This is a genomic window from Streptomyces sp. 35G-GA-8, assembly GCF_023534745.1.
Taxonomy (GTDB): Bacteria; Actinomycetota; Actinomycetes; order Streptomycetales; family Streptomycetaceae; genus Streptomyces.
On the sequence record NZ_JAMHJQ010000012.1, the window covers coordinates 208,457 to 232,728 of the forward strand.

Below are 24,272 nucleotides of genomic sequence, written 5' to 3' on the forward strand. Positions count from 1 at the left end.
GCGCCACCTCCGGCACGCTCCGGTAGCCAAAGAACCAAGCCGTCAGCGTCCCGGCATCTGCCCATGCTGTTCGCGCAACCGCTGCGGCTGGGCCCGGCACCCCACCGTGATAGGCGGCGCCGGGCGCAGCGACTGCCTGGTCAGACCAGGCGGCAGGGCCTGTGGGAGGCAGGACCAGCGGTCATGTCACTGACCACCACCCGATGGTCCAGGTTCACCGTGTGCAGTATGCATGCGCGGGAGCGCACCGCGCCCCTGGTGAGGATGTAGTCGAACTTCTTGCCTGACTTGACCTGCGTGCCATTGCAGCGACGGTCCCAGGTCTTCTTGCAGTACGGGTCGACGTCCGCGAACCCCTGCGCCCAGATCGGCGCCATCTCCCAATACCAGGGCTGGGCGTTGAGATCACCGGCGACCATCGCGTTCGGCGTGCCGGGGGTCAGTTTCGTCAGCTGAAGGAGCTGAGAATGGCGCAGGTTGGCATCGCCGCCGTCGCTGAGCTGGGTGTTGAACACTCGGACGTTCCTGCCCGCCAGGCGGGTCTGGAACATCGTGAATTTCCGCCTCTCGATCCCGTCGCTTTCGTCGTAGAGCGCGGTTTCGACACTTCCGTAGATCTTCGTGCCCTTGGCCACCAAAACCGCCGACTCCAGCTGTCCCCAACAAGGAAGGTCGGGCCAGTCCGCGTGATGAGCCTCGTACACCAGCCCCTGTCGCTTCAAGAGCTTGACAGCGTCGTCCACTTCGCCCCGGCATGATTCCTGCAGCAGCACGATCTGCGGCTTGAAGCGCCGTATCTGATCAGCGACGAGCTGCGGTGTGCCGAGGTTCTGTCCGTTGGAGTTCCAGGACATGATGCGGTTGCGGACCACAGAAGCCTGGGCGGTCTGCCCCTCCCCTGACATCCCGCTGGATTCGGTGGCGTGCGCGGATGTCATCACTCCTGCCGTCACGAGCAATGCCAGCGCTGCTCTCGCGGTGAGCCGCAAGCCACGCCTTGTCCTGCTGATCGTCTCCCTTACTCCCCGGGGCCGGGCCAACGTCCCCCATATGCGCATCGTCTCCCCCTTGCGGTCAGAAAGATGACCTTCGTGTCCTGGACCAACAACTCAGCGCTTAGCGAGAACATCGTGGCCAAGGACCATTTGAGCGATCGGCTCTCAGGATGCCGACCCCAATGGCTCGCTTCCTTGCCACTCCGCGCACGGTTGTTGCCGATTCGCACACTCCGTCTGCGGCACGTTTCCGTGGTCTCGGGGCGGTATCCCTTACGTGGTTCCGGAACAGGCGGCTGAAGTGGGTCGGGGTGGTGAAGCTCCAGCGTTCTGCGATGGTCTGGAACGGGCGCATGCTCAGTTGGGGGTTGGCCAGGCCGAGGCGACAGCGTTCCAGACGGCGGTAACGTGTCCAGGCTGGTTGACAAGTAGAAAGAACCTGGGTTCGCCGGGTGCGTCGAACGCCCTTCTGAATGGTGTCGTCCTCCTCCGGTGCTGAGCGTGGATCGTTACAGCAGCCAGGCGCTGAGCAGGGTCAGGAGGGCCAGCGCCAGCGTCATGACCGCGGCGAAGGCGGTTCCCCTCGCAGGCATGCCGCGGGAACGGATGCTCCGTCCAAACGGTGGAGCATGCCCGCGATGACCGCGATGCCAGTGGCGACCAGCGCGACCGCGATGAGGAGCAGGACGATGAAGACGACGCGCGTCGGTGTGAAGTGGATGAGTTCCCCTTTGATCCCGGAGTGATTCCCGCCTGCCCGCAACTCGGGCGGCCTGCGTGACACTCGCAACCAGGGGAGCTGTCCGGCACTCCAGCCGGACGGCATCGGTGCAACCGCCCCTCCGTTGCTGGTCGAAGGCATACGCTGGGACACCAGTCGTCCGGCAGGTGTCCGGACACCATCACCCGAGCAGCCGGTGGGGCGAGGCAGTTGAGCAACGGCAGCAGGGACGGACCAGCTCAGTACTTCACGGACCTCCTTCTCTCACTTGGCCGACTGCGCACGCTGACGGGTCCTTCCTGGAGGGATCTTGAGAAGCAATCAGGCGTGGCCAGCAGCACCGTTCACGACCGGCTGAAACAAGGTTCCATCCCGGTTCCATCCCGGATGAGATCGATGGGGTGAAGCAGGTGGCCGAACTGATCGTCGACCGGGCCAGGCAGGACCACCGAGCGAGCCCAGAGGTTGTCGCTCGTGTCGCCCGCGTGAACTGGTCGGCCGCGCAAAGTGACGCTCAGGCAGCTCGGGCTGGTCTGCGCGGGGAGCGGGCCGCCTCCAAGAGATCGCAACGCGTGAGCGCAGGACATACGGCTCGGGAACGGATCGCCGCGTTGCCGGACCAGCCCATTCCTGTGGTGGACTGGGACGCCCGGCAGTTGAACGTGCATGCAGCGGCCGCACCCTCAGTAGGCAGCGTGCCTCAGCCGCGTTCGTGCTGCCCGCCTATGTGCAACGCCCACACGACGAGGACATCAGTCGTCTGCAGACCATCGCCGGCGGTTCGGAGGCAGAACTGCTGGTGCTTCGTGGCGGATCGTGCACGGGGAAGACGCGCACGGCCTACGAGGCCGTGAAGCGGCACCTTCCCGACTGGCACCTCATCTACCCCAAGACCGGGGGATGCGCTGATCGCCGCTGTGAAGGTGAATGCCATCACCGAGAAGACGGTGCTGTGGCTCGACGATGCTCAACAACCCTTCGAACAGCCTGCCGGTGAGGAAGCGGCTGCATCTCTACGTCGGCTGCTGAAGCGACGGGGACCCGTCATCGTCCTCGCCATCATATGGTCGAGCGCCTACACGCGGCTGACCGCGTCCCCGCGGGACGAGCAGGACACCCACCCCGACGCCCGAGCCCTGCTACGCCCATGGTCCGCTATCGACGTGCCGGAGGAGTTCACCGGCCAGTCGCTGGACGAGGCCTACCGCAAGGCGGAGGAAGACTCCGCACTCAATGCGGTGCTCGTATCCGCCTCCTACCGCGGAGCCCTCACGCAGACGTTTGCGGCCGGCCCCGATCTCTTGGACCACTGGCTCCATGCCACCTGCCCCTACGGCAAGGCGATTCTGACAGCCGCGATCGACGCCAGCCGCCTGGGCACGAGCAGGCCAACGACCGCGTCTCTGCTCGGTGCGGCACCGGGGGTGCCTCTGAGCGCACGAACGAGCCGAACCCCCGCACGACTGGGGACGGAGAGCACTGGACTACGCCTACGAGCTCAGGAAGGGGGTCGCCCGTGCCCTCAACCTCGTCCCCCTTGCCGATGGAATGGGGGCCGAGCCTGACGTCCACACCCTTGCCGACTATCTGCAAGAGCCCGCCGCACCGCTGCGAGGAAGCGCAGTTCCTCCTTCCAGTTTCTGGGCGGCTATAGCACGCCAGGCCCGTACACCGGACGAACTGTGCCTGATCGGGCTGGAGGCCGGACGCCTTGGGTTCGACGCCCAGGCGGAGCAGTTGTTCGCCAGAGCAGTTGAGGTATCCGGCCATGCCGAAGCGCTGTGGCAACTGGCCAGGTATTGGGAACTGGAGTACACCGACGACTGGAACAGCCTCACCGAGGTGTGGCAGATGGCGGCGCAAGCTGGGAGGAGGATTCCGGACTGGGTGCCGAAGGAACCCACGAGGAAGAGCGAGCGCCAATAGACCTGCGGGTGCCGCCATGCTTCCGGGCCTGCCCCGTTCGAGGCCGTCATGTGATCAGCCCTGGGCCGCTTGAGTGTCCGGCGGGCAGCGGAAGTGACGTGCTCAACCAGATCGCTGGGCGTGCGGGCCGAGATCGCGCCCGTCCAGAACTTCAATGTCGGTGATAGTGGCCCGGGAGGGATCCAAGCTCAGCCAGATGATGTCCACGCCATCGCGTTCGAGTTGGATCAACGAGGAACCCGACGAACCGGGCGGCGAAGTCAGCAGGTTGACACAAGTTGCGGTACATGTGCACGGGCCGTAGTAGGGCAAGTCAGCGACCACCTCGGCCAGCGGTTCACCCTCAGCACGGAGCAGTTCAGCGATCTCGGTAGCAAGTGCCGGAAACGCTTCCGCCAGCCGTGGGTACAGCCCATCTGTCACCACGGCACCGTACATGTGACAGGCCATGGGAAGCACCAGGGGGTTAAAGAACAAGCTGAGTAGCTGTGCGGAGGCCTGTTGGGTAGCTTTGCCCATCCACCGTGCGAACCGCTCCGGTTGGATCAGGATTATGAAAACCAGCCTCCCCGCCGCTCCTGCCACTCCTGAGCTCACCGCCGACGGCGGACGGCGGCTCCGCGCGTGGTCCACCATCTCGGCCATCCTTCTGCTGCCCGCGACGATCCTGGCCGGAATCCTCGCACTCACCGGCGAGAACGTGTCCAGCTGCATCGCCTACAACGAGAACTGCGGTACCACCCCGGGCTGGGTGTACGAGGGAAGTCTCCTGATCACCGGCATCGCCTGGGTGGTCGTTCTCTGCCCTGGACATGGCGCCGTGCGCAGGACCGCGCTCTGGATCCAGCTCGGCGCCCAGTGCACCTTCCTAGCGGCGGTCCTCACCATCTTCTGGTAAGACACAGCACTTCGAGCTCCGATGCGCTGTACACACCGCGCGCGGAAGTCCTGAAGCGAGGCGTTGCTGTGACGATGTCCGTCGCCTACTCCGCGACGTGGTTGAGGCACAGAACCATGCCCCCGTTTCACGACCGGTGCCGTTGGGAGAGCACCAAAGCTACGGTGGGCCGATGCCACTGATGCCACACCGTGCCGCGCTCCTCATCATCGACATGCAGGAGGAGATGATGCCCATCATGCACCTCCCTGACCGAACCATCGAAACCATCGCGGGTCTCAGCTTTCGGGCCCGTGCTTCGAACGTTCCCGTCATCACAGTTCGACAACAAGGATGCGGCGACGCCCTGCCTGAACTCGCGCCGCGGGACGGAGAGCTGGTGGTCACGAAGACCTCCGCTGACGCCTTCTTGGACACCGATCTCGATGAGGCGCTGGTCCGCCTCGGCGTGACCGAGGTCCTGGTCACCGGTTTTGCCACGGAGAACTGCGTGGAAACGACGGCACGCCAGGCACTCAGCCATGGCTACGACCTGGTCCTCGTGGCGGACGGACACACCACATCCGTTCGCACTCAGCCGACAGACTTCGCCCTGCCGGACCAGTCAATCGCCCATCACAACGAAATCTACCGGCACATCGACTTTCCTGATCGCAGTGTTCGGGTCCTGACTGCCGTCGAGCTCGACTTCATGGCACCGAAGCCGGATACACACCAGGGCACCAGGGGTAAGGCCGGGGACGTCCGCCGCGTGTGACCGTCACGCTCCCGGGGGGCCGCACTGTCGAAGCCCGCCTGCCGACTCGCGGGCGGGACACCGACGGATGGTGGCGCCAGTTACCAGGTTTCAATCGACTCGGGGCACCCCGCACCGACGGCGCCTTGCTCCTCCATCGGGCCGGCCGCGGGGTGGCCGAGGGACGCCTCACTCCGGCCGACGCCACCCTCGGCGGCCTGCTGCTCGGTGGTGCCCTGCTCCCGCGCGGGTCGGCCGACCAGAACGCCGTCGCTTCGTACGGCCGGCCGACATCGCGCTCGACTCGTCGAGGTCCGTGTCCAGAAGCAGGGATGCCGGCCTGAACGGCACCTCAGGGGGAAGTGCCGCGGCTCTGTCGGAGCGGGGCTCAGTAGCCGCCGCCGAAGCCTCCGCTGAACCCGCCGCCGTATCCACCACCGCCGAAGTCCCCTCCGATGCCTCCGTAGTCGCTGCCGGAGTGGCCGTACGCACGGCCCGGGCCGTCCGGAGGATGCGGGGACGGGGGCGGCGAGGGCGGCGGCACCTGCCGGGAGGAGTGCCAGTGGCGCGCGGTGACGGTCGCCCACCAGACCTCGAACGGCACGGGGTCGTCCGGGGTCGAGCACTCCGCCACCACGCGATCCATCGCCGCCTGTTCCCACCGGACGTCCGTCAGGTCCAGCTCGTCCCGTAGCCCGAGCAGCTTTCGCTCCAGACTCCGCGCCGTCAACGGTCGCTCGGACCGCCGTGAGGAGGCCGGCAGCGGCTGCCCGGCGCGCACGTCATGCCGGCCAACCCGGATCTCCGTCGCGCCTCGCGCCTCGTCCTCGACGACCGCCCACTCCCAGACCCTCCGCCGCGCCAGCTCATAGCAGCGGGCCTTGCGTGCTGCCGCAAGGGCCTTGGCGGCCTGTCGTCGTGCCTTTTCCTCTGCCCGTTCAGCCTCCCAGCGGCGCTCGCGCTCCTCCCGATCCCGGCGTGCCTGCTCCTCCTCGACGGCCAAACGGCGCTCGATCTCCGCACGTACCGGCGCGTAGTCCTCCTCGGCGGCTGCCATCGCCTCGTGGAACCGCCCCGCCGCTCGCTCCTTCCTGCGCCGCGCGCCCGGCAGGCGGCGGGCTCTCCCCCGGACGACCTCCCCATACGCGTTCTCCGCTTCCCCGACTGCGCCGTAGAACCGGTCCGCGGCCGCCCGCCACTCGGCCTGCTCGGCCGAAGTGCCCCGGACGGCATTCCAGCCGAGCATGCCCCCGTGCGAGCGCCCGACGTGGTAGTACGAGCACCCTGTCCCCCTCAACGGCCCGGGAAAGAACGTCGAATTCGACACCCCGATCACCACGAGCCGCTGCCCGTCGTCGAGCATGAGGCGACCACCTCCCCTCCGTCCAGGATCCGCCCCACTGGCCCGAGGAGGGAACAGCGCGGCAAAGCGAGTTCGGCTGAGGCAAAGCTTCCGATGGCGGGGTTGGTGCAGCAGCGCGGCGGAGGAGAGGTTCCGGGCGCCCAGCAGCAGGAGGATCGCTGCCCCCGCGTAAGGACCGTCACAACGGCCCTCCGGCCGGCGGACGTACGAGCCGGAGTGGGCTGAGGCGTTGGATGCCGCGCTCCTGGAGGGACGGGATCCGGGGCTCGATCACGGCTCTCTCCGCCTACCGACGGCATGGGTGCCGATGCCCGGAATGCCGTGAGGCGTTGGCCAACTCACGGGGCCCGCGCGCCTGACCATGCCGTGATCACCTCATGCGGGTCACCGTCAACAGCCGGTGACGTCCATTGCTCACCAGCACCTCCACCACCAACCGCGCACACCCGCCCGCGATAGCAAAGGAACCGGTGGCCGGTGCTGCTGATCGGCACCTCGGCGTGGGAGGAGTTCGCTGGTGTGGCAGGGTTGGCCGATTTGATGTGAAAAGACGATCTATTTGGATCTACTACCGACGCCATGATCGGCACTCTTAGTATCTGCATGGCTACCCGGCGCCGGAGTCGCTGTCCTGTCAACCACCATGTCCTGACGGAGATTTCAGCATGCCCCGATTTCGTAAGAAGCTGGCGGGAGCCGCAGCGGTTGCGGCTCTCTGCCTGCTCGGTGCCGGCACATCAGCGTCCGCCCCGGCCGCCGCAGCGGCAAGCAGCTTGCAGTGGGTCGCGCTCGGTGACTCCTACACCGCCGGCGCCATCCCCGCGGCGGGCGACACCTTCGAGTACCCCCGCGACGGCTGTCAGCGCACCACCGAGTCCTACCCCGAGATCATCAGGCGGGACTTTGGCTCGCTGGTCCACCTGCGCAATGTCAGCTGCGGCAGCGCGACCATCGCCAACGTCTACCGCGAAGAGCAGACGCCGACCGGCTACGAGCTCCACATCCCCGGCTTGATCGACCAGAGCGACCCCGACTACCCCTTCGCGCCCGTCCCCCCGCAGATCGACGCCCTGTCCCCCAGCACCGACCTGGTCAGCGTGGGGGTCGGCGGCAACAGCCTCGGCTTCGGTGAACTCCTCGGCAAGTGCATCGAGCTCGGCCCCACGGGATCCGTCGGCTCCAGCCCCTGCAAGGACCACTTCGAGGCCGGCATGCCGGCCCGCCTTGAGACTGTCCGTCGCGAGTACGACCAGATGCTGACGGCGATCCACGCGAAGGCTCCCTTCGCCAAGGTCATCACCGTCGGCTACCCGACGGTCATCCCCGACGACCCCGCCAACTGCCTGTACAGCAACCCTCTGCAGTTCTCCACCACCCGACACGCGGACCTGAACTGGCTGCGGGAATCGGCTCTTGAGCCGCTCAACGCCATCATCCAGCAGGTCACCGCCGCGCACGGCGACCGTTACGTCGACATCTACTCGTCCAGCAAGGGCCACAGCGTCTGCGCTCCCGGCCAGGAGAAGTGGACGGAAGGCATCCTGCAGCGCCTCCAGCCCCCGACCTGGGCCCTCGTCCACCCCAACGCCCGTGGCCATGCCAACGCCGCCGCACAGGTCGAGGACGCCATCCTCGGCGGCTGACCGTCGTACGCCGGACAGCTTGAGGCGTCCGCCGCACCCTCCGGGGGGTTGCGGCGGACGCCGCGTTTCATCTTGTAGGTCTGCTGGACCTCGCCGCCGAGATGGATGGGCCGATCAGAGGAGCTCGATCTGGGCGAGACGTTCGACGCGGTGATGCTCGCGTCGTTCCTCGTGCACGTCGGAGACGTCGAAGTGCGGCGGGCGCTGCTGCGTACCTGCGTACGGCACCTCGCGGTGGGCGGCTGCGTGCTGATCCAACGGGAGGGTGCGGACTGGCACACGAACCTGCCGCGTGAGCGTGTCGATCCCAGCGGTTACACGGTGCGGATCGTGTCGTCGGAGCCGACTGGTGATGGGGCGAACTCGGTGCACGCGGAGTGCGCGTTTCCGGACGCCACGTGGACCCAGACGTTCGTGTCCCGGCCGCTGACGAAGGAGCAGTTCGAGGATGCTCTCGCAGAGGTGGGTCTGAAGGTGGATACGTACCTCACGGAAGACCGGACATGGGTGCGGTCGAGTCTCGCGGCCTGGGTCGTGTCTTCAAAGTAGCGCCGTCCGCCCGTAGGGCGGGCCTGGCGGCGTCCGGTGCGTGCGATCGCAAGGCGGAGGGTCTCCCCAGTACTGGACGTACTGGGGTGATCCGACAACGCGGCGAGCGTGCGTGCCGGGCGTCGCCGGGCAGGCGGGACTTTGAAGACACGACCCAGGCGCATGTCGCGCCGCGGATCGGTTTCGTCATGGAAGCCCGTAGGGGACGGGAAGAGCAGGTCCAGCCAGCTCGCCGGCGGCGGGCTTCAACTCGTCCGGCGGAACGAAGCAAGGGATGATCACGGCGAGAGCCGCAAGCAACCGTTTTCGGTGGTCGACCACCCGGTGGGCACCGGCCGTGCTCGCCGACGCGGCCTTGGCGGGCCCTGACCAACAGCGCCCAGTACCTGTTCGAACCACTACGCCGGACGATCCAGTCGTTCGTCCCGGTGCCCCGACACACCCCCACGGATTCGTCAGGTTGGACGAACAGTGGTCGCCGGTCCCCTCCTAGGGTCTGGGGCGACAGCAGGTGCTCCAGCGCGTTGTTGAGGAGATGAAGGCATGCAGACACTCTTGCGCGGCGGCCGTGTCATCGACCCGGAAACCGGGTTCGTTCGGCGTGGCCGACGTGGTTGTGCCGGGCGGCGTGGCCGGGGCCCTCGGCGCAGGGCTCGTCGCACCGCCGGGGTGTGCGGCCCCCGGCATGACGGGGCGGGTCGTCGGTCCGGGGTTCGACGACCCGCGCGGAGCCATGTGCACTCGGTCGCGGGGCAGCGGCTCCAGGCCATGGACGGCGTGACGACGGCGTTGGATCGCTCGCGGCGCTCCGGCTCCCGGGTGACCGTCGAGGTGTATCCGTACGGAGCCGGAAGTACGGCGATCGGGGGCGCCTTCCTCGACTCCGAACGGTCGCGGATGAGGGGTGCCTGCCCCCGTCGAGCGTCGTGATGTCCGGATCCGGCGAACGTGAACCGGTGCTCGTGGAAGTCGAGTTGCGGACCGACGCGCTTTTGGGCCGACCGCTGCGGGGTGAGCCGCGATGACCGCGACAGGCGTTGACGCGGTGGTACGGGACCTGCTCGCCGACATCGAAACCCTGGTGCGCTGCGAGTCTCCGTCGTCCGACCACGAGGCCGTCGCCCGCAGCGCGGACGTGGTGGCGGCCATCGGACGCCGGCTGCTCGACGCCGAACCGGACCGCGTCGTGGTCGACGGGAGTACGCATCTGAGGTGGCGGCTCGGCGGGACGCCGCGCGTACTGCTGCTCGGGCACCACGACACGGTGTGGCCCATCGGCTCGCTGGAGACCCACCCGTACTCGGTCCGCGACGGCGTGCTGCGCGGGCCGGGCTGCTTCGACATGAAGGCGGGCGTCGTGATGGCGCTGCACGCCGCCGCCTCGGTCCGTGACCGGGCGGGGCTGTCGATCCTGATCACCGGCGACGAGGAGGTGGGCTCGCCGTCGTCACGGCGCCTGATCGAGGAGGAGGCGCGCGGCTGCGACGCGGTGTTCGTGCTGGAGGCGTCGGCCGACGGGGGCGCGCTGAAGTGTCGTCGCAAGGGCGTCTCCCTGTACCGGATCGACGTGGAGGGACGGGCCGCGCACGCCGGGCTCGAAGCGGAGAAGGGCGTGAACGCCGGAGTGGAGATCGCCCACCAGATTCTCGCCGTCGCCATGCTCGCCGACCCGGAACGTGGCACGAGCGTCGTTCCGACGGCCCTCTCCGCCGGTACGACGACCAACACCGTTCCCGCCCGCGCGAGCGTCGCGCTCGACGTGCGGGTGTGGGACTCGGCGGAGCAGCGGCGGGTCGACCGGTCCGTACGCGAACTGAGACCGGTACTGGCGGACGCGCGGATCCGGATCTCCGGCGGCATCAACCGCCCGCCGCTCCACGCGGAGGCGTCGTCGGGGCTGTTCGGCCTCGCCGCGTCGCTCGCCGCGTCACTCGGCCTCGGCGCGCTCACCTCCGCCGCCGTGGGGGGCGCGTCGGACGGGAACCTCACCGCCGGCCTCGGGATTCCCACCCTCGACGGACTGGGCGCCGTGGGTGGCGGGGCGCACGCGGACGGCGAACACGTCGTCGTCGCCGAACTGCCCCGGCGTACGGCGCTGTTGGCGGCTCTGATCCAAGCCGTGATCGACGGCGCGAACGCCCACGGGACCGCCCCGGCCACCGACGCCGACACAGCCGACACAGCCGGCGCCACCGGCGCCACGTCGCCGAGGTGAACCCGTGCGGCACGACGAATCCGGCGCCCTTCTGGTGCGTCACCTCGGAGACGGGCCCGGCGGGTCCGGAAAGGAGCGTCCCGTGACAGATCTCGCGACGAACGTGCCCAGGCTGGTCTCCCCGGCCGTGCGAGCGGAAGCGGTGGCCGCCGCGACACTGGCCGCCGCCGCGTCGAGGGTGGTGATCAGGGACCTGTCGGATGTGGCCGAACTGGCCGAGGTCGCCGGACTCTTCGGCTCGATCTGGCAGCGGGGCGCCGGTGCCGAGCCGGTGACGACGGAGCTGCTGCGGGCCATGACCTCCGCGGGCAACCCTGTCGCGGGCGCGTACGAGGACGGTGAACTCCTGGGCGCCTGCGTCGGTTTCTTCGGCAACCCGGCGGAGGCGAGCCTGCACAGCCACATCACCGGAGTGGCGCCCCGAGGACGCGGCCGGGGTATCGGCTTCGCCCTGAAACTGCATCAGCGCGCCTGGGCGCTGCTCCACGCCGTCTCTCTCGTCACCTGGACGTTCGACCCCCTCGTTCGGCGCAACGCACACTTCAACCTGGCCAAACTCGCCGCCCGCCCCGCGTGTTACCTGCCGGACTTCTACGGGCCGATGCGCGACGGCATCAACGGATCGGGCGAGTCCGACCGGCTGCTGGTCCGGTGGGAGCTGGCCGACCCCGCGGTGTCGACCGCCGCGCGCGGTGAGCCTCCGCGCGTCCACATCGACGTCGATGTGGGTGTCGCGGACATGAACGTGAACGGCGCCGCGCTCGCTCTGTCGGTCGGACTCGACGGCGGGCCGCGCACCGGCCCGACGGACGGGCCGGTCGTCCTCGTCGCCGTACCGCCCGACATCGAGGCGCTCCGGCGCACCGACCCGGGCCGGAGCCGGGCGTGGCGCCATGCGCTGAGGGAGGTGTTGAGCGGCCTGATGGCGGAGGAAGAAACCAAGGTCGTCGGATTCGACGGCGCCGGCAGGTACGTGATCTCAAGGGAGTGGTCCACATGAAGCTCGACGGTCTGGAACTCCTGCGTGTCCGGATGCCGTTGGTGGCCCCGTTCCGGACGTCGTTCGGCACGCAGGACGAACGTGATCTGCTGCTCCTGCGCGTCGTGACGCCGTCGGCGGAGGGCTGGGGCGAGTGCGTCGCGATGACGGGGCCGGTCTACTCCTCGGAGTACGTCGACGGAGCCGAGCACGTACTGCGGAACTTCCTGATACCGGCGGTCCTGGCGGCGGACGGCGTCACGGCGCACATGGTCGCGCCCCTCCTCGCCAGGTACAAGGGTCACCGGATGGCGAAGGCCGCCCTGGAGATGGCCGTGCTCGACGCCGAACTCCGCGCGCGTGGCCAGTCCTTCGCCTCGGCCCTCGGCTCCACCCGCGACTCCGTGCCCTGCGGGGTCTCGGTCGGCATCGTGGACTCGATACCGCGACTCCTGGATGTCGTCGGCGGCTATCTGGACGACGGCTATGTCCGCATCAAACTGAAGATCGAACCCGGCTGGGACATCGAGCCGGTACGCGCGGTCCGCGAGCGCTTCGGCGACGGCGTACTGCTCCAGGTCGACGCCAACACGGCGTACACCCTGGCCGACGCGCCCCGCCTCGCCCGTCTCGACCCCTTCGAACTCCTCCTCATCGAGCAGCCGCTGGAGGAGGAGGACATCCTCGGCCACGCCGAGCTGGCCCGCCGTATCCGAACGCCGATCTGCCTGGACGAGTCGATCGTCTCCGCCCGGTCCGCGGCCGACGCGATCACGCTCGGCGCCTGCCGGATCGTGAACATCAAACCCGGCCGTGTCGGCGGGTACCTGGAGGCCCGGCGGGTGCACGACGTCTGCGCGGCCCACGGGATCCCCGTGTGGTGCGGCGGCATGATCGAAACAGGGCTCGGGCGGGCGGCCAACATCGCGCTCGCCTCGCTGCCCGGCTTCACGCTCCCCGGCGACACGTCGGCGTCGGACCGGTTCTACCGGACCGACATCACCGAGCCGTTCGTCCTGCGCGACGGGCACCTGCCCGTGCCGTCGGGGCCCGGCCTGGGCGTGTCCCCGGTTCCGGACCTGCTGGCGGCCGTCACCACCTCGAAAGTCTGGATCGGTTCATAACACCGTACGAAATCGGTGGTAACTTCGGTTGGACCGGACCAACGGGTCCCGGTACGTCCGGGGTTACCTTCAGGTGGTGCTGACACCGGTGCCCGGCAAACCACATACCAGCCTGGCACGTGTCCTCGACGACCTCGGGGACATGCTGCTGGAGTCCATCGCGGGCGGCCGGAGCGCCCGCCGGCGGCTCGGCGGGGTGGTCATACACGACCCGCTCGACGCATCGGAGTTCCCCGCCCAGGCCGTCGTCCTCGGCGTGGGGGTCCATGAACCGGACGACGTCGTACGCCTCCTGCACGACCTCGGCCACAAGGGCGCGGCGGCGCTCGTCGTCCGGTCCCCGTTCATCCCGACAGCCGGGGTCCGGCGGGCCGCCGACCTGTCCGGCGTCGCGCTCCTCGGACTCACCCGGGGCGCCTCGTGGGCACAGGTCGCCGCCATGCTCCGGACCCTGCTCGTGGAGGGTGACGTCGGCGACGTGTCTCCGCAGACGCTCGGCGGCATGCCGTCGGGTGACCTCTTCGCGCTGGCCAACGCGGTCGCCGCGCTGCTGGACGCGCCCGTGACGATCGAGGACCGCAGCTCACGGGTGCTGGCCTTCTCCGGCCGCCAGGACGAGGCCGACCAGTCACGCGTCGAGACGATCCTGGGCCGCCAGGTGCCGGAACGCTTCACTCAAGGCCTGGAACGCGACGGCGTCTTCGAACGGATCTACCGCGATCAGGCCCCTGTGTACGTCCCTCCGCTGCGCGATGAGTCGATGACCATCCCACGGGTGGCGCTCGCGGTGCGGGCCGGCGACGAGATCCTGGGGTCGATCTGGGCGGCGGTGCCCGGACCCCTGTCCGGGGAACGGACGCAGGCGCTGATCGACGCCGGCAAAGTCGTCGCGCTCCATATGCTCCGGCTGCGCGCGGGTGCCGACGTCGAACGACGGCTGCGGGCCGACCTGGTGAGCACGGCGCTGGAAGGCGGCACGGGGGCGCCCGAGGCGATCGCGCGGCTCGGCCTCCAGGGTCAGCCCGCGATCGTGCTGGCACTGGGTCTGTTCGGCGGCCCGGAAGGGGATCTCGCGGGTGATCCGTTCGCCGAGGACGATCTGCGCCGGGTCGCGGACCGCCAGCGCATCGCGGACGCGCTGGCCATGCATCTGAGCGCCGTCCAGGCACGCTCAGCCGTGGCACTCTTGGGCGACGTCGCCTACGGCATCGTGCCGATGCCCGGGAACGGGGCGGACTTCGAGGAACGGTCGGTCCGCGTCGCGGCCACGTTCCTGGAGCGCACCGGGCACCGGGTGGCGGCCGCGATCGGCATCGGCCCGCCCGCCCTCGACGGCACCGGCCTCAGCCGCTCGCGCGACGGCGCGGACCGGGCGCTGCGGGTGCTGCTCACCAACCCGGGCGCCCGACGGGTCACCACCGCCGAAGACGTCCACGTCGACGCGCTCATGCTGGACCTCGCCGATCTGGCCGCCTCGCGCGGGGATGTGGCGACCGGTCCCATCGCCCGCCTCCTCGCCTACGACGACCGGCACCAGTCACGGCTCGTCCACACGCTGTGGTGCTGGCTGGACGCGTTCGGCGACGTGGCCGCGGCGTCGGCGGCGGCGTATGTGCACCCCAACACCTTCCGGTACCGCCTGCGCCGGCTCGCGGAGGTCGGCGGGATCAATCTCGACGACCCGGGCGAGCGGTTCGCGGCGATGCTGCAACTGCGGCTGCTGCCCCCCGCCGTTCGGCGCCCCGCCGGGGAGTGAGAGCGGGAAACCGCTGCGAGACATCGTTGGCCGGCGCTGCCGGAAAGGCTTCCGAAGGGTCGTGGAACTCCACGGACCCCCGCCACCACCGGATGCTCAGGACGGGACATCACCGCGACGGCGGCCAGGGCGGCGGCGGACCGCGCGGCTTCGGCGCCGATCACCGCGGCGGCCGTCGAGTTCGTCCGCCGCGATGAATATCCGCCCCGATCTCGTCATTTCTCACGAATCGGTGGCGACGGCAGCGGTCGTATCATCCCAGAATCGCCTGCTCTCCCTCTCAGAGATCACGAGGTGCGCATGTCGAAACTCAACGAACCGGGCCGCCGAGGCGGCAAGGTCGTCGACGCGGGCTCGACAAGGCGCGCGGCCTTACTCATCGGCACGGTCACCGCCGTCGCTCTGACGACGAGTGCGTGCGGCGCGGGCGGGCAGTCCGGCCAGGACAGGACCGCGAACGGGAAGCCGGTGAACGGCAGGACATTCACCCAGGCGATCGCCTCCGACCCCGGCACTCTCGACCCGCACATGGCCGTCACATCGGTCGCTCTGCAGGTCGACCGTTACCTCTACGACCCACTGCTCCATCTCGACCCGGACGGGAAGCCGGTGGCGGGACTCGCCGAGAAGTGGACCGTCACGACCGACAAGGCCACCTTCACCCTGCGCAGCGGGATCACCTGCGCCGACGGCTCGCCGCTGACCGCGAAGGATGTCGCCGCGAACATCAACTTCGTCGGCGACCCGGCCAACAAGTCGCCGATAGCGGGCCTGAACATCACTCCGGGCACGAAGGCGACGGCCGACGACGCGACCCGCACCGTCACCCTCACCAGCGGTGCGCCGGACGCGTTCCTGCTCCGTAACGCGGGCAGCCTGCCGATCGTGTGCGCGGCGGGCCTCAAGGACCGTTCGCTGCTCGCCAAGGGCGGCGCCGGTACCGGGATGTTCAGCCTCACCGACGCCGTGCCCAACGACCACTACACGCTCACCCGGCGCAAGGATTACACATGGGGGCCGGGCGCGTGGAAGAAGGACCAGCCGGGGCTGCCCGAGCGCGCGATCATACGCGTGATCCCCAACGCGAGCACGGCGTCGAACCTGTTGCTGTCCGGCGAGCTCAACGCGGCCGAGATCTACGGGCCCGACAAGAAACGGCTCTCCGCCCGGAAGTTGTTCCACATCGACTATCTCTCCGTCATGGGCGAGATGTTCTTCAACCAGGCCGAAGGCCGGGTGAGCGCGGACGACGGCGTCCGGCGCGCCCTGGTCCAGTCACTCGACCTGGCGAAGATCGGCAAGGTCCTCACGGGCGGGGACGGCGAACCGGCCACCGGGATGGTCACCGCCGAACCCAAGTCCTGTACGGGCGACTCCGTGACGGGCAATCTGCCCGCGTACGACCCGGCCGCGGCCAAGTCGGCGCTGGACGCGGCCGGTTGGCGCACGGGCCCGGACGGCGTACGCGCCAAGGACGGCAAGCGGCTCGCCCTCGATGTGATCTACGGGAGCCAGTTCGGGCCGACGGCGGCGCCCACCGCCGAGCTGGTGCAGAAGACTTGGCAGGACATCGGCGTCGATGTCGCGCTGAAGAGCGCCGACAGCAGCAGTGTCAGCCGTGCGATGTTCGACACCGGCGACTGGGACGTCTCGATGAATCCGGTGGGCTCCGCGCTGCCGAGCCAGGTCGTGGCGTTCCTCTCGGGGCCGAAGCCGCCGCAGGGCACGAACTTCGCGCACATCGAGAACGCGACGTATGAGGCGAAGGTGCGCGAGGCGATGACGAAGACCGGCGAAGCGAGCTGTCCCGACTGGCTCGCCGCCGAGACGGCACTGGTCAAGGAGGTCGACGCGGTGCCGTACATGAACTCCGTCAACTCGTACTTCGGCAACGGCGCGCGGTTCGAGCTCAGCCAGGACAGCATCACCCCGACATCCATCCGGATGTATTCCTGATGGCGGCCACCGTCCCCGCACCTGCTCCCGCGACATCCACGACCGTGGCGCCCGGCGCGCGTGCCGGAGTCCGGGGCAGCCCCTGGCTGCTGTTCGCCCGGCGCCGGCTCGGCCGGTTCGTCGTGTCGCTGTGGGTGCTGGTGACCACGGCGTTCCTGATGATCCAGCTGGTCCCGGGCGACCCGGTCCGGGCGTCGTTGGGGCTGAGCGCGCCCGCCGAACTGGTCGAGGCCCGGCGGCAGGCGCTGGGCCTGGACGACCCGGTGTGGGTGCAGTACGGCCACTATCTGGGCGGTCTGTTCACCGGTGACTTCGGCATGTCGATGGGGAGTGACCTGCCGGTCTCGCAGGTGATCGGCGACCGGCTGCCCGCGACGCTGGAGCTGGCGGTCCTGGCGTTCGCGGTGGTGGTCGTCGTGGCGATCCCGGTGGGTGTTCTGTCCGCGGTACTGACCCGGGGCGGCAGGCGGCGCGGTGGCGAGCTGGCTTTCACCTCGGTGAGCGTTCTCCTGGCCGCCGTCCCCGAGTTCCTGGTCGCGGTCGGTCTGGTCGCGCTGTTCGCTGTCCGTCTGGGCTGGTTCCCGGTCGCCGGCGGCGACGGCGCGAGCGCGTACGTACTGCCGGTGGTGGCAATGGCGGTCGGCCCGGCGGCGGTGCTGGCACGGATCGTACGGGTGGAGATGCTCTCGGTCCTCGGCGCCGACTTCATCCGCACCGCGCGGGCGAAACGGCTGCCGGCCCGTGCGGTGTACCTACGGCACGCGCTGCCGAACGCGCTGACCGCGGCGCTGACCCTGGGCGGGCTGATGTTCACCTCGATGGTCGCGGGCACGGTGCTGGTGGAGAACGTCTTCGCCTGGCCGGGACTGGGCTCGACGATCGTGTCGTCGATTCTGGAGAAGGACTATCCGCTGGTGCGGGGCATCGTGCTCGTGTACGGCATCGCGGTACTTCTGGTGAATCTGACGGTCGATGTGCTGCTGGCGCTGATCGACCCGCGCTCGACGATCCGGGAGAGCTGAGATGACGGCTGAGACGACGGAGAGCCCGCGGAGGGCGGAGCCGGAAGCGGCGGCGGGAACGCGAAAGCGAGCCGCACGCTGGCCGGCGGCCGTACGCACACCGATCGGCGCGTGCTCCGCCGTCCTGCTGGCGGCCGTGGTCCTCCTGGCCGTCCTGGCACCGGTCCTGTGGGGCGACAGGGCAGCCGCGATCGACACCGACGCGATCGGCCAAGGCCCCTCCCGGGCACACCTGCTGGGCACGGACTCCCTCGGCCGCGACATCTTCTACCGCACACTGGTGGCGACCAGGCTTTCCGTCGAACTGGCGGTGACCGCCACCGCCATCGGCGTCATGGCCGGACTGGTCCTGGGAACCCTGCCGACGGTGCTGCCGCGCCGGGCCGGCCGGCTGGTGACGTCCGCGGTGAACATCGCGGTGGCGTTCCCCGGTCTGCTGCTGGCGCTGTTCTTCGCGGTCATCTTCGGCGTCGGCACCCGCGGCGCGATGTTCGCGATCGCGTTCGCCATGGCGCCCGCGTTCGCGCGGCTGGCACAGACGCTCGCCGCCTCCGTGGTGGCGCGGGACTACGTGTCGGCGGCCCGGGTCGCCGGCGTCGGCCGGATACGGCTGCTGGTACGGCACATCCTGCCCAACATCGGCGAGCCGCTGGTGGTGAACGCGACCGTCGGCGCCGGCACCGCCCTGCTCGCGTTCGCCGGGCTCTCGTTCCTCGGCATCGGCGTCCAGGCCCCCGCCTACGACTGGGGACGGCTGCTCGGCGAGGGCCTGGACGGGCTCTATGTGAACCCCGCGGTCGCCCTGGCACCGGGCGTGGCGGTGGTGCTCGCCGGGCTGGCGTTCAACCTCGTCGGCGAGACCGTCGCGGCGGTCGTCGGAGTCCGTACGCCGTCGGCGCGGATCCGGGAACGGCCGGTGCCGGCCGCCCGTACGGCGCCGGCCGAGAAGACCGGCATGGAGCCGCTGCTGGTGGTCGAGAACCTTCGGGTGGCGTTCCCCGGCCCGGCCGGCTGGACGGTGCCGGTGCGCGGCGTGAGCTTCACCGTCCGCGCCGGGGAGGCGATCGGCGTCGTCGGGGAGTCCGGGTCCGGCAAGAGCCTGACCGCGCTGGCGGTGTCACGCCTCATCGAGGCGCCGGGTGTGGTGACCGCGGACCGGCTGGAGTTCGCGGGTACGCCGCTGCTGACGACCCCGGAACGGGAGTTGCGCGGCGTACTCGGCACCTCGCTCGCGATGGTGTTCCAGGACCCGATGACCTCCTTCAACCCGACCCTGCGGACCGGGCGGCAACTCGCGGAGGTGTCCGAACAGCACCAGGGCCTGTCACGGGGACCGGCGCTCGCCCGAGCCGTCGACCGGCTGCGGGCGGTGCGGATTCCCGCCGCCGAGCGACGCGCACGGCAGTACCCGCATGAGTTCTCCGGCGGGATGCGGCAGCGCGCGATGATCGGCATGGGCCTGATGGGGCAGCCCCGGCTGATCGTGGCCGACGAACCGACGACTGCGCTGGACGTCACCGTGCAGCGGCAGTTGCTGCGCCTGCTGGCACGGACGCGGGAGACCGAGAACGCCGCGATCCTGCTGATCAGCCACGACATCGCGGTCGTCGGGCAGACCTGCGACCGGATCCTCGTCATGTACGCCGGGCGCGTCGTGGAGGACCTGCCGACCGCCGACCTGACGACCGTGCCCCAACACCCGTACTCACGCGCGCTGCTGGACGCGACCGTCGAGCTGGACACCGACCGCGACAGGCCGCTGGCGGTGATTCCCGGGCGTCCACCCGAGCCGGACCGGATACCGGTGGGCTGCGCGTTCGCGGCCCGGTGCGAGCGGGCCACGGAGCGGTGCGCGGCGGAGGACCCGGAGCCGGTACCGGTCGGGCCGGGACACCGGGTCGCCTGCTGGCACCCGCACGTACCTGAAACCGCCGGCCCGCGGTCCGGCCGGGAAACCGTCACCGCCGGAGGGGACGAATGAGCGAGTTGGTGTTCGACGCGGTGAGCGTGCGCTACGGCGGCGGACACGGCGGCCTGACCGCCGTCGACCGGGTCAGCCTGACCGTCCCCAGCGGCCAAGTGGTCGGCCTGGTCGGGGAGTCGGGCTCGGGCAAGTCGACGCTGGCGCGGGCCGCGGTCGGCCTGACGCCGGTCAGCTCGGGCCGTGTCCTGCTCGACGGCACCGACATACGCCGCCTGCCGAGGCGCCGACCGCTCCAGATGGTGTTCCAGGACCCGTACTCCTCCCTCGACCCCCGCATGAGCATCGGCGAGTCGATCACCGAGGCCATGCCGCGCGCCGCGCACCCAGGCCCGGCCGGCCGGCGTGCCGAGGTGGCCCGGCTGCTCGGCCTGGTCAACCTGGACCCCGACCGCGCCGCCGTGCTGCCCCGGCAGCTCTCCGGCGGCCAGCGCCAACGCGTCGCACTGGCAAGGGCGCTGGCCGGACAGCCGCGGGTGCTCATCGCCGACGAGATCACCTCCGCACTGGACGTCTCGGTGCAGGGCGCCGTACTCAACCTGGTCCGTTCCGTGCAGCGGCAGCTGAGCCTGTCGATGCTGTTCATCTCCCACAACCTCGCCGTGGTGCGCTACGTCAGCGACATCGTCGCCGTCATGTACCTCGGTCGCATTGTGGAGGCGGGCCCCGCCGAGCAGGTACTCAATGACCCGCGGCACCCCTACACCCGCGACCTGCTCGCCGCCGCGCCGTCCGCGCACATGGGCCTGTTCGACGACGAAGGGGACGCTGAGGGCGCCCTCCGCGACATCGACCCGCCCGACCCGCACCATCCACCAACGGGCTGTCGCTACCACCTCCGCTGCTCGATCGGCCCGCTCGCGCACCCCGAGCGCACCGTCTGCGTCACCACCGACCCGGTCGACGACGCGATCCGCCGTCGCCACCGGGCGGCCTGCCACTTCACCGGAAGCGGCACCGGACAACTCGCCCCACCCAAAGGAGGCAGCCCGCTATGACCCGACGCCAGGGCATCGACGACCTGTATGGCTTCGCACTCCCCGAGCAGCCCGCGGTCTCACCGGACGGCCGTCGGATCGTATACGTCCTGCGCACGGCGGACCGTACGCGGGACAAGAACGCGTGCGCGCTCTGGCAGGTCCTCGCCGCGGGCGGCGAGGCACGGCAGCTGACCCGCGGCACGGCCGACACCGCCCCCGCCTGGTCGCCCGACGGCAGCCGGATCGCCTTCCTGCGGGCGCGGGAGTCGGCGCCGCAGCTGTGGCTCCTGCCCGCGGCGGGCGGTGAGGCCGAGCAGGTCACCACACTGCCGCTCGGCGCGGGCGCACCCGTCTGGAGCCCGGACGGCACCCGGATCGCGTTCACCGCTCCGGCGGATCAGGCGGCGGAGGACGGCGAGGACGACGACGCCCGCGAGCGCCGCGCCAAGGCGCCGGTGGTGGTCGACCGGCTGGACTTCAAGGCCGACGGCGCCGGGCTGCTGCGTACCGTACGGACCCATGTGCACGTCCTCGACATCGGCACCGGGGAGATACGTCAGATCACCTCGGGGGACTGGCACGCCGGTGATCCCGCCTGGTCGCCCGACGGCGGCCGGCTGGCGTTCCCGGCCGCGCCGGACCCCGACTCCGACCTCACGCCGCGCTCGGGGGCGTACGTGGTCGACGCGGCGGAGCGCGCCGCGACGCCGCGGCTGACCGGTTCCGGCGAGGGCGTGGCTGCCTCGGTCAGCTGGACCACCGACGGCTCGGCGCTGCTGGTCGTCGGCCGCCGGGACACCGAGATCGGGCACGCCGGTCTGCTGCGGGTACCGCTGGACGGGGGCGACACCGTCGACCTGACGGCGCCCCTGGACCGCAACGTGATGCCGGGCGGCCCCGGTTACCCCGGCGGGCTGCCCCGGCCCACCGACGACGGACGCGTGCTGTTCTGCGTCCGCGACAGGGGCTGCACCCATCTCTACGAGGTGGATGCCCTGGGTGATGCCGCTGACACGCCGCGGCATGTGGCAGGCGGCGCCGGGGACACCATCGCCGGTCTGTCCGTGGCGGGCGGCACGGTGGCGGTCGTCCTCGCGACGCCGACGTCGTACGGCGAGATCGCGACCGTGAGCCGAGCGGGGAAAGGGGCGGAAGCCCTCACGCGACACGGCGCGGGCAACGCCGACATTCAGCTGTTCGTCCGCGAGGAGCGCGAGTTCACCATCTCCGACGGCACGGTCGTACAGGGCTGGCTGGTGCGCGACCCCGAGCGCGGCGGTCCCTCCCCGCTGCTGCTGGACATCCACGGCGGCCCGCACAACGCCTGGAACGGTACGGCCGACGCCACCCATCTCTACCACCAGGTACTGGCCGCGCGCGGCTGGACGGTCCTGCTGCTCAACCCGCGCGGCAGCGACGGCTACGGCGAGGCGTTCTGCACGGCGGCGGTCGGCGCCTGGGGCGAGGCCGACGCCGCCGACTTCCTCGAACCGCTGGATCAGCTGGTCGCCGAGGGCGTCGCGGACCCGGAGCGGCTGGCCGTGACCGGCTACAGCTACGGCGGATTCATGACCTGTTGTCTGACCAGCCGCGACAACCGTTTCGCCGCCGCCGTCGCCGGGGCGGTGGTCAGCGACCTGACGAGCATGGCGGGCACGTCCGACGCCGGGCACTACATCGCCGTCCGTGAACTGGGAGGCGAGCCCTGGGCGGTGAAGGGGCGGTACGCGACGCAGTCACCGCTCAGCCACGTCGACCAGGTGCGTACGCCCACGCTGATCGTCCAGGGAGCCGACGACGTGCGCTGCCCCGTCGGGCAGGCCGAACAGTGGTTCACCGCGCTGCGCGAGCGGGGCGTGCCGACCCGGCTGGTGCTCTATCCCGGCGGCTCGCACGTGTTCATCCTCAACGGGCCGCCGTCGCACCGCGCGGACTTCAACCGCCGCGTCGTCGAGTGGATGGAGCAGCACGCGGGGGCCCAGGGGAGCGCGCCACGCGTCCCCATCGACGCCGCGCGCTGGCGCCGGCGGCTGGGTGAGCTGGCGCGCGAACACCGTGTCCCCGGCGCGTCGTTGGCCATTCTGCGGCTCGGCGCGGACGGCCTGCGCAGTGCCGGTGGCGTGGGCGGTGCCGGTGGTGCCGGTGGTGCCGACGAACTCGTACAGGCGAGCTACGGAGTCCTGAACAAGAACACCGGCGTCGAGGTCACCGACGACACGCTGTTCCAGATCGGCTCGATCACCAAGGTGTGGACGACGACCGTCGTCATGCAACTGGTCGACGAGGGCCTGCTCGACCTCGACGCGCCGCTCGCGGACGTCCTGCCCGAACTGCGGCTCGCGGACCGGGACGTGGCCAAGCAGGTCACCATGCGGCACCTGCTCACCCACACGAGCGGCATCGACGGCGACGTGTTCACCGACACCGGGCGGGGTGACGACTGCCTTGAGCGCTATACCGACTTGCTCAAGGACGTCGGGCAGAACCACCCGCTGGGCGTGACGTTCTCGTACTGCAACTCGGGATTCACCCTCGCCGGCCGGGTGATCGAGAAGCTGACCGGCAAGACCTGGGACACCGCACTCCGCGAGCGTCTGATCGTCCCGCTCGGCCTCACCCACACCGTCACCCTGCCCGAGGAGGCGCTGCTGTTCCGCGCCGCGGTCGGCCATGTCTCCGCCGGCGGCGAGGAACCGGAGCCGGCGCCCGTCTGGCTGATGCAGCGCTCGGCGGGCCCGGCCGGGCTCATCACGGCGGCGGCCGCGGATCTGCTGGCGTTCGCCCGGCTCCATCTGACCGGTGGCCTCGCCAAGGACGGCGAGCGGCTGCTCTCACGGGCGTCGGCGGACGCGATGGCGGAAAAGCAGGTCGACCTGCCCGACAAGCACAGCATCGGCGACTCGTGGGGACTGGGCTGGATCCGGTTCGACTGGGACGGACACGAGGTCATCGGCCACGACGGCGGCACGATCGGCCAGTCGGCGTTCCTGCGGCTGCTCCCTGAGCAGGGCCTGGCGGTGGTGCTGCTCACCAACGGCGGCAGCACCCGCGACCTGTACGAGGACTTGTATCGGGAGATCTTCGCCGAACTGGCCGGGGTGACCGTGCCGCACACGCTCGTCCCGCCCGCGGAGCCCCCGGCCGTCGACGCGACACGTCATCTCGGCGTATACGAACGGGCCACGTATCGCACGGAGATCCTGCGGACCGACGGAAGGCTCCGCCTGCGCCAGATCACCACCGGGCCGATCGCCAAGCTGATGCCGGAGACGACACAGGAGTACGACCTGGTACCGGTTTCCGACATGCTGTACGCGTATCGGGCGCCGGATTCGGGGATCTGGACGCCGGTGACGTTCTACTCGTTGCCGACGGGAGAGCCGTACCTCCACCTCGGTGTGCGGGCGGCCCCGAAGATCTCCTGACCG

16 protein-coding genes and 1 pseudogene are annotated in these 24,272 nt (G+C 70.0%); 14 read left to right on the top strand and 3 right to left on the bottom strand.

Annotation, left to right across the window (positions count from 1 at the left end; all coding sequences use genetic code 11):
• Window positions 1–140: 140 nt before the first annotated feature.
• Window positions 141–989 (bottom strand): endonuclease/exonuclease/phosphatase family protein, encoded by an 849-nt coding sequence (locus M1203_RS27265; protein WP_249952449.1) that lies wholly within the window; start codon window positions 987–989, stop codon window positions 141–143.
• Between the two features lie 2,275 nt (window positions 990–3,264).
• On the opposite strand from M1203_RS27265, the gene M1203_RS27270 reads away from it, so the two are divergent.
• The gene (locus M1203_RS27270; RefSeq protein WP_249952450.1) at window positions 3,265–3,642 is read left to right on the top strand and encodes a hypothetical protein; all 378 of its coding nucleotides are present in this window, start codon (window positions 3,265–3,267) and stop codon (window positions 3,640–3,642) included.
• 102 nt (window positions 3,643–3,744) lie between these two features.
• Here M1203_RS27270 and M1203_RS27275 read toward each other — a convergent pair whose 3' ends face one another.
• On the bottom strand, window positions 3,745–4,161 hold the full coding sequence (locus M1203_RS27275; protein ID WP_249952451.1) for a hypothetical protein: 417 nt from the start codon (window positions 4,159–4,161) through the stop codon (window positions 3,745–3,747).
• A 34-nt stretch (window positions 4,162–4,195) separates the two neighbouring features.
• On the opposite strand from M1203_RS27275, the gene M1203_RS27280 reads away from it, so the two are divergent.
• Window positions 4,196–4,540, top strand: coding sequence for a hypothetical protein (locus tag M1203_RS27280; RefSeq protein WP_249952452.1), 345 nt, complete (start codon window positions 4,196–4,198; stop codon window positions 4,538–4,540).
• Window positions 4,541–4,712: 172 nt separating this feature from the next.
• The gene (locus tag M1203_RS27285) at window positions 4,713–5,297 is read left to right on the top strand and encodes an isochorismatase family protein (protein ID WP_374404100.1); all 585 of its coding nucleotides are present in this window, start codon (window positions 4,713–4,715) and stop codon (window positions 5,295–5,297) included.
• Between the two features lie 367 nt (window positions 5,298–5,664).
• Here M1203_RS27285 and M1203_RS27290 read toward each other — a convergent pair whose 3' ends face one another.
• Entirely contained in the window at window positions 5,665–6,639 is a 975-nt protein-coding gene (locus tag M1203_RS27290) for a hypothetical protein (protein WP_249952453.1), read from the bottom strand.
• A gap of 665 nt (window positions 6,640–7,304) precedes the next feature.
• Here M1203_RS27290 and M1203_RS27295 point away from each other — a divergent pair.
• From M1203_RS27295 to M1203_RS27345, 11 genes and pseudogenes are all read left to right on the top strand, one after another.
• Window positions 7,305–8,282, top strand: coding sequence for an SGNH/GDSL hydrolase family protein (locus M1203_RS27295; RefSeq protein ID WP_249952454.1), 978 nt, complete (start codon window positions 7,305–7,307; stop codon window positions 8,280–8,282).
• A gap of 117 nt (window positions 8,283–8,399) precedes the next feature.
• A pseudogene (locus tag M1203_RS27300) lies at window positions 8,400–8,831 on the top strand (SAM-dependent methyltransferase); the annotation flags it as partial.
• A gap of 1,021 nt (window positions 8,832–9,852) precedes the next feature.
• Window positions 9,853–11,046 (top strand): M20 family metallopeptidase, encoded by a 1,194-nt coding sequence (locus M1203_RS27305; RefSeq protein WP_249952455.1) that lies wholly within the window; start codon window positions 9,853–9,855, stop codon window positions 11,044–11,046.
• 82 nt (window positions 11,047–11,128) lie between these two features.
• On the top strand, window positions 11,129–12,046 hold the full coding sequence (locus M1203_RS27310; protein WP_249952456.1) for a GNAT family N-acetyltransferase: 918 nt from the start codon (window positions 11,129–11,131) through the stop codon (window positions 12,044–12,046).
• The gene (gene menC, locus M1203_RS27315; RefSeq protein WP_249952457.1) at window positions 12,043–13,149 is read left to right on the top strand and encodes an o-succinylbenzoate synthase; all 1,107 of its coding nucleotides are present in this window, start codon (window positions 12,043–12,045) and stop codon (window positions 13,147–13,149) included. Before M1203_RS27310 ends, menC begins: the two co-directional genes overlap by 4 nt.
• A 76-nt stretch (window positions 13,150–13,225) precedes the next feature.
• Complete coding sequence (locus M1203_RS27320; RefSeq protein WP_308404912.1) at window positions 13,226–14,905, top strand: helix-turn-helix domain-containing protein; 1,680 nt, start codon at window positions 13,226–13,228, stop codon at window positions 14,903–14,905.
• Window positions 14,906–15,205: 300 nt separating this feature from the next.
• Window positions 15,206–16,861: an ABC transporter substrate-binding protein gene (locus M1203_RS27325; RefSeq protein WP_249952458.1), complete on the top strand. Its 1,656-nt coding sequence runs from the start codon at window positions 15,206–15,208 to the stop codon at window positions 16,859–16,861.
• Complete coding sequence (locus M1203_RS27330) at window positions 16,861–17,883, top strand: ABC transporter permease (protein WP_249952459.1); 1,023 nt, start codon at window positions 16,861–16,863, stop codon at window positions 17,881–17,883. Before M1203_RS27325 ends, M1203_RS27330 begins: the two co-directional genes overlap by 1 nt.
• A gap of 1 nt (window position 17,884) precedes the next feature.
• Entirely contained in the window at window positions 17,885–19,864 is a 1,980-nt protein-coding gene (locus M1203_RS27335) for a dipeptide/oligopeptide/nickel ABC transporter permease/ATP-binding protein (protein ID WP_249952460.1), read from the top strand.
• Window positions 19,861–20,862, top strand: coding sequence for an ABC transporter ATP-binding protein (locus M1203_RS27340; protein WP_249952461.1), 1,002 nt, complete (start codon window positions 19,861–19,863; stop codon window positions 20,860–20,862). The genes M1203_RS27335 and M1203_RS27340 overlap by 4 nt, the downstream gene beginning before the upstream one ends.
• Window positions 20,859–24,269: a serine hydrolase gene (locus M1203_RS27345; protein ID WP_249952462.1), complete on the top strand. Its 3,411-nt coding sequence runs from the start codon at window positions 20,859–20,861 to the stop codon at window positions 24,267–24,269. Before M1203_RS27340 ends, M1203_RS27345 begins: the two co-directional genes overlap by 4 nt.
• Window positions 24,270–24,272: the final 3 nt, after the last annotated feature.